This is a genomic window from Variovorax sp. OK605 (assembly GCF_900115445.1).
Taxonomy (GTDB): Bacteria; Pseudomonadota; Gammaproteobacteria; order Burkholderiales; family Burkholderiaceae_C; genus Variovorax.
This window is the reverse complement of sequence record NZ_FOWL01000012.1, coordinates 71,943-83,849: the sequence shown is the minus strand read 5'-3', so window position 1 is coordinate 83,849 and position 11,907 is coordinate 71,943. Positions and strand designations below refer to the sequence as shown.

The 11,907-nt window shown below is 67.7% G+C and carries 9 protein-coding genes; all 9 read left to right on the top strand.

The features are described 5' to 3' along the window. The 9 genes from BM013_RS28015 to BM013_RS27975 all read left to right on the top strand — a co-directional run bounded on the left by BM013_RS28015 (position 1) and on the right by BM013_RS27975 (position 11,900). Positions 1 to 1,152, top strand: coding sequence for a flagellar basal body P-ring protein FlgI (locus BM013_RS28015; RefSeq protein WP_177225585.1), 1,152 nt, complete (start codon positions 1 to 3; stop codon positions 1,150 to 1,152). A gap of 10 nt (positions 1,153 to 1,162) precedes the next feature. After that, complete coding sequence (gene flgJ / locus BM013_RS28010) at positions 1,163 to 2,161, top strand: flagellar assembly peptidoglycan hydrolase FlgJ (protein WP_093131184.1); 999 nt, start codon at positions 1,163 to 1,165, stop codon at positions 2,159 to 2,161. A gap of 98 nt (positions 2,162 to 2,259) precedes the next feature. Continuing rightward, positions 2,260 to 2,772 (top strand): chemotaxis protein CheW, encoded by a 513-nt coding sequence (locus BM013_RS28005; RefSeq protein WP_093131182.1) that lies wholly within the window; start codon positions 2,260 to 2,262, stop codon positions 2,770 to 2,772. Between the two features lie 55 nt (positions 2,773 to 2,827). Then, complete coding sequence (locus tag BM013_RS28000; RefSeq protein ID WP_093131180.1) at positions 2,828 to 4,396, top strand: methyl-accepting chemotaxis protein; 1,569 nt, start codon at positions 2,828 to 2,830, stop codon at positions 4,394 to 4,396. Between the two features lie 7 nt (positions 4,397 to 4,403). After that, a complete protein-coding gene (locus tag BM013_RS27995; protein ID WP_093131178.1) occupies positions 4,404 to 4,685 on the top strand; it encodes a hypothetical protein in 282 nt (93 codons plus the stop codon). A 7-nt stretch (positions 4,686 to 4,692) separates the two neighbouring features. Then, complete coding sequence (locus BM013_RS27990) at positions 4,693 to 6,456, top strand: methyl-accepting chemotaxis protein (protein ID WP_093131176.1); 1,764 nt, start codon at positions 4,693 to 4,695, stop codon at positions 6,454 to 6,456. 103 nt (positions 6,457 to 6,559) lie between these two features. Beyond that, a complete protein-coding gene (locus tag BM013_RS27985; protein WP_093131174.1) occupies positions 6,560 to 8,644 on the top strand; it encodes a methyl-accepting chemotaxis protein in 2,085 nt (694 codons plus the stop codon). Positions 8,645 to 8,692: 48 nt separating this feature from the next. Next, complete coding sequence (locus BM013_RS27980; RefSeq protein ID WP_093131172.1) at positions 8,693 to 10,258, top strand: methyl-accepting chemotaxis protein; 1,566 nt, start codon at positions 8,693 to 8,695, stop codon at positions 10,256 to 10,258. 46 nt (positions 10,259 to 10,304) lie between these two features. Beyond that, the gene (locus BM013_RS27975; RefSeq protein WP_093131170.1) at positions 10,305 to 11,900 is read left to right on the top strand and encodes a methyl-accepting chemotaxis protein; all 1,596 of its coding nucleotides are present in this window, start codon (positions 10,305 to 10,307) and stop codon (positions 11,898 to 11,900) included. The last annotated feature ends 7 nt before the right edge of the window (positions 11,901 to 11,907 follow it).

Sequence of the window (11,907 nt, the reverse complement as noted above, 5' to 3'; positions counted from 1 at the left end):
ATGAAAACTCTCCAGGCTTCGCGCGCGCCGCGCCTCTTTCCCCTGCGCCTCTCCTTTCGCTTCCCCCTTGCCGCACTGGCGGTGATGGGCGTGCTCTTCTTCTCTCCGGCGCATGCGGAGCGGCTCAAGGAGCTCGCGAGCATCCAGGGCGTGCGCGACAACCCGCTCATCGGCTACGGCCTGATGGTGGGCCTGGACGGCACCGGCGACCAGACCATGCAGACGCCGTTCACCACGCAGAGCCTGAACAACATGCTGCAGCAGCTGGGCATCACGATCCCGCAGGGCGTGAACATGCAGCTGAAGAACGTGGCCGCGGTGATGGTGACGGCCACGCTGCCTTCGTTCGCGCGCCCGGGCCAGAACATCGACGTGACCGTGTCCTCCATGGGCAATGCCAAGAGCCTGCGCGGCGGCACGCTGCTGATGACGCCGCTCAAGGGCATCGACGGCGCGACCTACGCGGTGGCGCAAGGCAACATGGTGGTCGGCGGCGCGGGCGCCTCGGCCAACGGCAGCAAGGTGCAGGTGAACCAGCTGAGCTCGGGACGGATCCCGGCCGGCGCATTGGTCGAACGGACGGTCGAAGCGGCCGTGGGCGCCGAAGGCACCTTCGCCATCGAACTCAACCGCTCCGACTTCGGCACCACGCAACGCGCGGTGGACGCCATCAACCGCCAGTTCGGCGCGGGCACGGCCGAGGCCATCGACGCGCGGGCGATCCGCGTGCGGGCCCCCGAGCCGCAGCAGCGCGTGGGCTTCCTCGCGCGGCTCGAAGACCTCGAGGTCACGCCCACGCAGGCCAGCGCCCGCGTGGTGGTCAACGCACGCACCGGCTCGGTGGTCATGAACCAGGCCGTGCGGGTGAAGGACTGCGCCATTGCGCACGGCAGCCTGTCGGTGGTGATCAACACCGAACCCGTGGTGAGCCAGCCGGGCGCGTTCTCGGGCGGCAGCACGGTGGCGGCGCAGACCTCGCAGATCTCGGTGAACCAGGGCGGCGGCGCGATCCAGATGGTGCGCGGCGGTGCCTCGCTGTCGGACGTGGTCAAGGGGCTGAACGCCCTCGGCGCGAATCCGCAGGACCTGGTGTCGATCCTGCAGGCCATGAAGACGGCCGGTGCCCTGAGCGCCGAGCTCGAGATCATCTGAGGACGATGCGATGACGGTCTCTTCCACCAGCGCCTGGGCGGGCGGCGACGCCAGCCGCAGCGGTGCGCTCGACCAGCGCTTCGCCCTCGACGTGCAGGGCGTCGATGCGCTGCGGCACACCGTGCGCACCTCGCCCGAAGCCGGCCTGCAGCAGGTGTCGCGCCAGTTCGAGGCCATGTTCATGAACATGGTGCTCAAGAGCATGCGCGAGGCCACGCCTTCCAGCGGCCTGCTCGAGAGCCAGAGCCAGAAGGTCTACCAATCGATGTTCGACCAGCAGCTCACGCAGAACCTTTCGGGGCGCGGCGTGGGGCTGGCCGAAGCCATGCTCGCGCAGCTGCGCCGCACGGTGCCCTCGGGCCCGCCCGACGCCGAAGCCGACGCCGCCATCGGCGTGAAGCCGATGTCGCTCGAGCCGCGCGGCGGCATGCCGTACGGCCCCAACGCGGGCATTCCGCTCGGCTCGGCACCGAGCAACCGCGCGGCGGCGCCCGCCGACCTGAGCGTGTACCAGTTCAACAGCGACCGCCGGGCACCGGGTGCGAACGCTTCGCTGCAAGGCCAGGTCGACGAGTTCGTGGGCCGCATGGGCGCCTCGGCACAGGCGGCCAGCACGGCCAGCGGCGTGCCCGCGCCGCTGATCCTGGCGCAGGCCGCGCTGGAGTCGGGCTGGGGCAAGCGCGAGATCCGCGCCGACGACGGCACGCAGAGCTTCAACCTGTTCGGCATCAAGGCCGACAAGGGCTGGAAGGGCGCGACGGTCGAGACCACCACCACCGAGTACGTGGACGGCGAGCCGCAGAAGGTGCGCGCGAAGTTCCGCGCCTACGGCTCGTACGAAGAGGCCTTCACCGACTACGCGCGCTTCATCACGCGCAACCCGCGCTACGCCAACGTGCTGGCCACCGACGACCCGGCCGAGGCCGCGCACGGCCTGCAGCGCGCGGGCTACGCCACCGACCCGCGCTACGGCGAGAAGCTGGTTCGCATCATGCAGAAGTTCGGCTGATCCGCGAGCGGCATCGAACGCGGCATCGAACGGTACGCAGCACCCCCTACACACAGCCCGCGCTCGCGCTGCGCGGTACACCACACACGAGGATTCCCATGGCAGAGATCGCGGGCACCGCCCACAAGCAACAGCAGCAGGAGCAGATCAGCACGGCCGGCCGCCTGGAGGTCGTGACCTTCAAGCTGGGCGAAGAGGAATACGGCATCGACATCCAGAAGGTGCAGGAGCTGCGCGGCTACGACGCGGTGACGCGCATTGCCAATGCGCCGGACTACATCAAGGGTGTGGTGAACCTGCGCGGGATCATCGTTCCGATCATCGACATGCGCATCAAGTTCAAGCTGGGCGACCCGACGTACGACCAGTTCACGGTGGTGATCGTGCTGAACATCGGCGGTCGCGTGGTGGGCATGGTGGTGGACAGCGTGTCGGACGTGATCACGCTCGCGGCCGACCAGATCAAGCCGGCGCCGGAGATGGGCTCGGTGCTGGACGCCGACTACCTGATCGGGCTGGGCACGCTGGACGAGCGGATGCTGATCCTGGTGGACATCGACCGCCTGATGTCCAGCGAAGAGATGGGCCTCGTCGAGAAGATCGCCGCCTGAGGGCACCGCGCAGGGCAACCAGAACAACGACACAAGGGTCCGCGAGGAGACGTACATGAAGAATTGGAAAATCGGACGGCGCCTGGGCGCCGGCTTTGCACTGGTGCTGGCGCTGGTGGTGCTCACCGCGGCCATCGGCGTGGCGCGCCTACAGGGCGTGGGCGAGGCGACGCAGGCCCTGGCCGAGCGCTCGCTGGTGAAGGAGCGCCTGGCCTCGGCCTGGCAGCTGGCCACCAGCACGAACAGCGTGCGCACCTTCTCGCTGCTCAAGAGCGACGACGCCGACGTGCAGGCCTACCTGCAGAAGAACATCACGGCCACCAGCGCCGTCATCACCGAGACGCAGAAGAAGCTCGAGGACATGCTCGCGTCGCCGGAGGAACAGGCGCTGAGCGCCGACATCAAGAAAAAGCGCGGCGCCTACGTCGAGCTGCGCAACCAGATCCTGAAGCTCAAGGCCGAAGGCAAGCGCGAGGACGCCGCGAAGCTCACCGACACCCAGCTGCTGGGCGCGCTCGACGGCTACGACGCGAGCATCCGCGCCATGGTGGCGCACCAGCAGCAGGAGATCGACAAGACCGCCGCCGCCATCGAGGCACAGTACCGCTCGGGCCGCATCTACCTCGTGGCGCTGGCCGCGTTCGCGGTGGCGATCGGCTCGGTCATTGCATGGCTGCTCACGCGCAGCATCGTCGACCCGATCGGCGAGGCGCTGCTGATCGCCGAGACGGTGGCCGCCGGCGACCTGAGCCAGGAATTCGAGACCGACCGCGGCGGCGACTTCGGCCGGCTGCTGCGCGGCATGGGCGAGATGGAAGACACGCTCACCGACCTGGTGACGCGCATCAAGGCGTCCACCGACTCGATCGCGGTGGCCTCGCGGCAGATCGCCGCGGGCAACGAAGACCTGTCTTCGCGCACCGAGCAGCAGGCCAGCTCGCTGGAGCAGACGGCGGCTTCGATGGAAGAGCTGACCAGCACCGTGAAGCAGAACGCCGACAACGCACGCCAGGCCAACCAGCTGGCCGTGTCGGCCTCGGCCGTGGCCGTGAAGGGCGGCAGCGTCGTGTCGCAAGTGGTCGACACGATGGGCTCGATCAATGCGTCGTCCAAGAAGATCGTCGACATCATCGGTGTCATCGACGGCATCGCGTTCCAGACCAACATCCTGGCGCTGAACGCCGCGGTGGAAGCCGCACGCGCCGGCGAACAGGGCAAGGGCTTCGCGGTGGTCGCCTCCGAGGTGCGAAGCCTCGCGCAGCGCTCGGCCTCCGCCGCCAAGGAAATCAAGACGCTCATCGGCGACTCGGTCGACAAGGTCGAGGAAGGCAGCAAGCAGGTGCAGGAAGCAGGCCGCACGATGGAAGAGATCGTGGGCAGCGTGCGCCGCGTGACCGACATCATGGGCGAGATCACGGCGGCGAGCCAGGAACAGACCTCAGGCATCGAACAGATCAACCAGGCCATCACGCAGATGGACCAGGTCACGCAACAGAACGCCGCGCTGGTCGAGCAAGCCTCGGCCGCCGCGCAATCCCTGCAGGAGCAGGCCGACAACCTCGTGCGCGCGGTGAGCACCTTCAAGCTCGACGCCGGCGAAGAACCCCGTGCCCAGGTGGCCTGAAGAATCCGTGCGTACCCGTCTCAGCCCCAAGCGCGCCCTTCGTCTGGGTGTCGGCTTTTCCCTCCTCATGTTCCTGCTGGCCGCCGCGCTGAGCATCGGCTTCAAGGCCGGCGCCGGCTACGAATGGGCGCACCGCGCCGTGCTCGGGCTGGGCGTGGTCGCCCTGTTCGCGGGCGCCTTCGTTGCGTGGTGCATCACGCGCTCGCTCGCGCGCTCGGCGCGCGAAGCCGACCTCATTTCGCAGCGGCTGGACCGCCTGTTCAAGACATTCAAAGCAAGCGACTCCTGAAATCCCCATGAAATCACTCCTCAATCTCAAGATCGGCACACGCCTTGGCGCGGGCTTCGGCGCGGTGCTCCTGCTGCTCGCCGCCGTGGTCGGCCTCGGCCTCAATGCGATGGCCGACATCCAGTCCCGGCTCAACGGCATCGTGACCGAGAACAACGTGAAGGTCGCGGCGGTCAACGACATGGCCGCTTCGATCCGCGACATCGCGATCCTGGACGGCAACCTGATCCTGCTGCAGGACGACGCGGCCATGCGCGAGGAGTCGAAGAAGATCACCGCCGCGCGCGACCGCTACACCGAGGCGCGCGGCCGCCTGGCCAAGCTGCTCGCCTCGACAGAGGGCAAGGGCCTGCTGACGCAGATCGACGAGAAGGTGGGCGTGCTGGTGCCGCTGAACGGCCAGCTGTCCGAGTTCGCGCTGCAGAACAAGAACGAGGAGGCCACGGCGCTCTTCATCTCGAAGTTCCAGCCGGCCGTTCGCGCGGTGCTGGCCGAACTCGATGCGATGGACACCCACCAGAGCAAGCGTTCGCGCGTGGCCAACGAGGAAGCCGGTGCCGGCTACGTGCGCGCGCGCAACCTGATGCTCGCGCTCGGCGCCTTCGCCATCCTGGCAGGCGTGGCCATTGCCTGGTTCATCACGCGCACCATCACCCGCCCGATCGGCGAGGCCGTGGAAGTGGCCGAGAAGGTTGCCGCCGGCGACATCAGCTCGCGCATCGAAGTGCGCTCGAACGACGAGACCGGGCGCCTGATGTCCGCGCTCAAGGCCATGAACGAGAGCCTGGTGCGCATCGTGCGCGAAGTGCGCACGGGCACCGACACCATCGCCACGGCGTCGAGCCAGATCGCCTCCGGCAATCAGGACCTGTCTTCGCGCACCGAAGAGCAAGCCAGCTCGCTCGAGCAGACGGCGGCGTCGATGGAAGAGCTGACCAGCACCGTGAAGCAGAACGCGGACAACGCGCGCCAGGCCAACCAGCTGGCCGTGTCGGCGTCCGAAGTCGCGGTGAAGGGCGGCAGCGTCGTCTCGCAGGTGGTGGACACCATGGGCTCGATCGATGCGTCGTCCAAGAAGATCGTCGACATCATCGGCGTGATTGACGGCATCGCGTTCCAGACCAACATCCTGGCGCTGAACGCGGCAGTGGAAGCGGCACGCGCCGGTGAACAGGGCCGCGGCTTCGCCGTGGTCGCATCGGAAGTGCGCAGCCTGGCGCAGCGCTCGGCCGCGGCGGCCAAGGAAATCAAGACGCTGATCGGCGACTCGGTCGAGAAGGTCGAAGCCGGCAGCAAGCAGGTGGAAGAAGCGGGCCGCACGATGGAAGAGATCGTGGGCAGCGTGCGCCGCGTGACGGACATCATGGGCGAGATCACCGCGGCGAGCCAGGAGCAGACCTCGGGCATCGAGCAGATCAACCAGGCGATCACGCAGATGGACCAGGTCACGCAGCAGAACGCCGCGCTGGTGGAAGAAGCTTCGGCTGCTGCCCAGTCGTTGCAGGAACAAGCTGGCAGCCTGGTGCAGGCCGTGAGCGTCTTCAAGCTCGGCGACCACGAAGTGGCGGTGCCTTCGCGCCCCGGCTTCACGCGCATCACCCCCATCACGCCCATCCGACCCGTCCGCCCGGTGCAGCCCCTGGCGCGCAACACAGCCAAGCCCGCTCTGAAGCGCCCCGCCACCCAGGCCTTGCCCGGCCGCCGCACCGGCACGCCCGCTGCGCAACTGGCCATGGCCGCCGATGCGAAGGGCGACTGGACGGAGTTCTAGGCGAAAGAACTCAATTCTGGCGATCGGATGCCGATACAGGGTGACGGCGATGCCGCGGCGCTGCGCCGCGGCGGGACCGTTTCCCTGAACTGAAAGAAGATCGATGAGTTTCGAAAGACCCCGTGTGGCAGCAGGCCACGCACCACCCCCCGGCTTCGTGTCGCTCGCGCGCACACTGAGCGTGCGGGCCGGCGTGGCGATTCTCGGGGTCACGGCATTGATCCTGTGCGTGTTCTACGCACTGGCGTCGCAGCAGCAGCAGCGCGGCGCCGCCCAATACGCCAACGCGAAGGCCGAAGCCATCGCCCGGTCGCTGGACATCTTCGACCAGACCATGCAGCTGAACGCCGGCAACGCCTTCGGCATGTTCCGGCGCCAGTTCGCCGACACGCTGGTGCTCGACGCCGCCGGCGGCGGCACGCTGTCGAGCAACGGCACGGCCATCGACGCGGCCACCACGAGCGAGGTCGACCGTTTCGCGCGCGACTTCCCCGGCGCCAACGCCACCGTGTTCGTGGCGCAGGGCGAAGACTTTCGCCGTGTCACCACCTCGGTCAAGAAGGAAAACGGCGAGCGCGCCGTGGGCACGCTGCTCGACCGCAAGAGCGCGGCCTATACGCTGCTGCGCGAGGGCAAGCGCTTCGTCGGCCGGGTGACGCTGTTCGGGCGCCCCTACATCACGGTGTACGAGCCGGTGCGCGACGCGGCCGGCCGCGTGGTGGCGGTGCTCTACATCGGGCTGGACATCTCGCAGCAGCAGGCCTCGTTCGCCGATGCCGTGGCGCGCACGCGGCTCTACAGCCACGGCGGCCTGTACATCGTCGACCCCACCGGTGCCGGTGGTGAAGCGCTGCTGGTGTTCCACCCCAGCGCGGCCGGCAAGCCGCTGGCCGACGCGGTGCAGGGCGACGCCAAGGCGTGGCTCGCGCGCCTGAAGGCCGACGACGCCTTCTGGATCGCGGAGGCGCCCGCCGTGCTGGTTCCGGGTGCGTCGGGTGCGCCGGGTTCACAGGGTGCACACCACGCGTCCGTCGCGCGCAGCGACACCACCGGCTGGCTGGTGGTGGCCGAAGTGCCCGCCGCCGAGGTGCTGGCCGGCCTGCGCCAGCAGCTGGCGTGGCTGGGCGGCTGCATCGTGCTGGCCGCGGTGCTGCTCGGCCTGGGGCTGGTGGCGTTCATCCGCCGCACGGTGCGCCCGATCGGCGTGCTGAGCGCGCACGTCGAGGCCATCGGCGGCGGCGATTTGTCGGGCCAGCTGGCATCGCAGCGGCGCGACGAGATCGGCGTGATCACGCGCTCGGTGGAAACCATGCGCGCCAGCCTGGTGCGCATCGTGCGCGAAGTGCGCACGGGCACCGACACCATCGCCACGGCGTCGGGGCAGATCGCCTCGGGAAACCAGGACCTGTCTTCGCGCACCGAAGAGCAAGCCAGCTCGCTGGAGGAAACCGCTGCTTCGATGGAAGAGCTGACCAGCACCGTGAAGCAGAACGCCGACAACGCGCGCCAGGCCAACCAGCTGGCGCTCTCGGCCTCCGACGTGGCCTCCAGGGGCGGCAGCGTCGTGTCGCAGGTGGTGCAGACGATGGGCTCCATCGATGCCTCGTCCAAGAAGATCGTCGACATCATCGGCGTGATCGACGGCATCGCGTTCCAGACCAACATCCTGGCGCTGAACGCGGCAGTGGAAGCCGCACGGGCCGGTGAGCAGGGCCGCGGCTTCGCGGTCGTGGCTTCGGAAGTGCGCGGCCTCGCGCAACGCTCGGCATCGGCGGCCAAGGAAATCAAGACGCTGATCGGCGACTCGGTCGAGAGGGTCGAAGCCGGCAGCAAGCAGGTGGAAGACGCCGGCCGCACCATGGACGAGATCGTCGGCAGCGTGAAGCGCGTGACCGACATCATGGGCGAGATCGCCAGCGCCAGCCAGGAGCAGACCTCGGGCATCGAGCAGGTCAACCAGGCCATCACGCAGATGGACCGGGTCACCCAGCAGAACGCGGCGCTGGTCGAAGAAGCCTCGGCCGCCGCGCAATCGCTGCAGGAACAGGCCGGTGGCCTGGTGCAGGCCGTGAGCGTGTTCCGTCTGGAAGACGACCACCGGGCCGGTTTTTCATACGCCGAGCCTGCCATTTCATCTTTTGAGAAGAAAGGTCTCAAGTCTGGCGTCGCGATGCCGATAACAGGATGACGGCATTGCCGCTGTGGCCTGTCGCCTTGTGATGGAAGGAATTGAGCAGTGAGTTTGAAAGATCTGAAAATCGGCACCCGGCTGGGTCTCGGCTTCACGGTGATGCTGCTGTTGATGGCATTCATCGCGGGCACGGGCGTGCTGCGCCTGACCGAAGTAGGCAAGGCCACCGACGAGATGGTGTCGCGCGCGCTCGTCAAGGAGCGGCTGGCCGCCGAATGGCTGGCCAACCTGCGCTCCAACACCGTGGCCAACTACGCCATGGTGAAGACCACCGACCCGCAGGTGGCGGCCTATTTCTCCAAGGCGCAGGCCGAAGGGTCTGCGCGCATCAGCCCGGCGCAGAAGAAGCTCGAGTCGATGCTCGAGACGCCCGAGGAGAAGGATCTCTACGCCAAGGTGTCGGCCGCCCGCGCCGTGGTGCTGGAGACCGTGGGCACGCTCAACAAGCTCAAGGACAGCGGCCAGCTGGCCGAGGCCAACACGCTGGTCGACACCAGGTTCAAGGACGCGCTGGCCGTGTACGGCGGCGCGGTCGAGGCGCTGGCCAACCACGAGCGGGAGAAGATCGACGTCGCGGCCAAGGGCATCGACGCCAACTACCTGGCCGGGCGCACCACGCTGCTGGTGCTGTCGGCCATTGCGCTGGTGCTGGGCGCGCTGCTCGCCTGGCGCCTGACGCTGGGCATCGTGCGCCCGCTGGGCCACGCCGTGTCCGTGGCGGAGACGGTGGCTGCCGGCGACCTGAGCGCCCACATCGTGGTGGAAAGCCGCGACGAGGCCGGCCAGCTCATGCACGCGCTGCGCGAGATGAACGCCAGCCTGGCCAAGGTGGTGGGGGAAGTGCGCATGGGCACCGACACCATCGCCACGGCGTCGAGCCAGATCGCCTCGGGCAACCAGGACCTGTCTTCGCGCACCGAGCAGCAGGCCAGCTCGCTGGAGGAAACGGCTGCTTCGATGGAGGAACTCACCTCCACCGTGAAACAGAACGCCGACAACGCACGCCAGGCCAACCAGCTGGCGGTGTCGGCGTCCGAAGTGGCGGTGCGCGGCGGCAACGTGGTGAGCCAGGTGGTGGACACCATGGGCTCGATCAATGCGTCGTCGAAAAAGATCGTCGACATCATCGGCGTGATCGACGGCATCGCGTTCCAGACCAACATCCTGGCACTGAACGCCGCGGTGGAGGCCGCGCGCGCCGGTGAACAGGGCAAGGGCTTCGCGGTGGTTGCATCCGAGGTGCGCAACCTCGCGCAGCGCTCGGCCTCCGCCGCCAAGGAAATCAAGACGCTCATCGGAGATTCGGTCGAGAAGGTCGAGGAGGGCAGCAAGCAGGTCGAAGAGGCCGGCCGGACCATGGAGGAGATTGTCGGCAGCGTGAAGCGCGTGACCGACATCATGGGAGAGATCACGGCCGCCAGCCAGGAGCAGACCTCCGGCATCGAGCAGATCAACCAGGCCATCACCCAGATGGACCAGGCCACGCAGCAGAACGCTGCGCTGGTCGAGCAAGCCTCGGCCGCCGCGCAGTCGCTGCAGGAACAGGCGGGCAGCCTGTCGCAGGTCGTCAACGTGTTCCGCCTGGAGCGGGGCGCCGCGGCGCGGGCCTGAAGACAAGCGCTGTCACAGCCCCTACAACCAACCAGAAAGAAGAAAAATGCAGTGGTTCCAGAAGCTTCGCGTCACCGTCCGACTGATCCTCGGATTCCTCGTGGTCGCGGCCATCGGCGCAGCAGTCAGCGCGCTCGGTATCTATCACATGGGTCGCATCAGCGCGTCGACGGAGCGCCTCTATGCGAACGAACTGCGCGCGCTGCAAGCCGTGCAGGAAGCCAACATCAGCCTGCTGTACGCAAGCCGTGCGCAGGTCACGCTGCTGTCGGCCGGCACGCGCGGCGAGCGCAACGCGGGCGCCAACGAGGTCAAGGCCGCCATGGAGAGCCTGGCGGCGCGCGGCTCCGAGGTGAAGTCCTTCTTCGGCGAGACCGAGGAGGGCAAGAAGCTGCATGACCAGTACGAGGCGCTGGTCGGCCCGCTGCAGAAAAGCATGGGCGACTTCGTCACGCTGGTCAACAAGCAGCCGCTGGACAGCTCGCAGTTCGAGAACCAGGTGAGCGAGGACAGCACCCGCCTGCTGAAGGAGTCGCGCTCGCTCGAGGACGTGCTCAAGAGCATGGTGGCGCACAGCAAGGATCTGGCGCGCGGCAGCGCCGAGCATGCGGAGGAAACATACCAGACGTCGCGCTTGATCATGGTGGTGCTGGCACTGGCCGGCATTGCGGTCAGCGTCGGTCTGGGCGTGGTGATCGCGCGGCTGCTGGGCCGTCAGCTGGGCGGCGAGCCCTCGTATGCGGCCGACGTGGTCAGCCGCATCGCCAGCGGCGACCTGACGCTGGCCGTCGACGCCGACGCGGCGCACGACGGCAGCCTGCTGCATTCCATCAAGCAGATGCAGGCGCAGCTGACCTCGATCGTCGGGAAGATCAAGGACTCGAGCGACACCATTGCCACGGCGTCGGGGCAGATCGCCGCGGGCAACCAGGACCTGTCTTCGCGCACCGAAGAGCAGGCGAGTTCGCTGGAGGAAACCGCTGCTTCGATGGAAGAGCTGACCTCCACCGTGAAGCAGAACGCGGACAACGCACGCCAGGCCAACCAGCTGGCCGTGTCGGCCTCGGAAGTCGCCGTCAAGGGCGGCACGGTCGTGTCGCAGGTGGTCGACACCATGGGCTCGATCAATGCATCGTCCAAGAAGATCGTCGACATCATCGGCGTGATCGACGGCATCGCGTTCCAGACCAACATCCTGGCGCTGAACGCGGCAGTGGAAGCGGCACGCGCCGGTGAACAGGGCCGCGGTTTCGCCGTGGTCGCATCGGAAGTGCGCAGCCTGGCGCAGCGCTCGGCCGCAGCAGCCAAGGAAATCAAGACCCTGATCGGCGACTCCGTCGAGAAGGTCGCCGAAGGCAGCAAGCAGGTCGCGGAAGCCGGCCGCACCATGGAAGAGATCGTCGGCAGCGTGAAGCGCGTGACCGACATCATGGGCGAGATCACCGCGGCGAGCCAGGAGCAGACCTCGGGCATCGAACAGATCAACCAGGCCATCACGCAGATGGACCAGGTCACCCAACAGAACGCGGCATTGGTCGAAGAAGCTTCGGCCGCCGCGCAATCCCTGCAGGAGCAGGCGGGCAGCCTGTCCGAAGTGGTCGGCGTGTTCCGCCTGGCCAACACCCAGCTTGCCCTGAACTGAAAGAGAA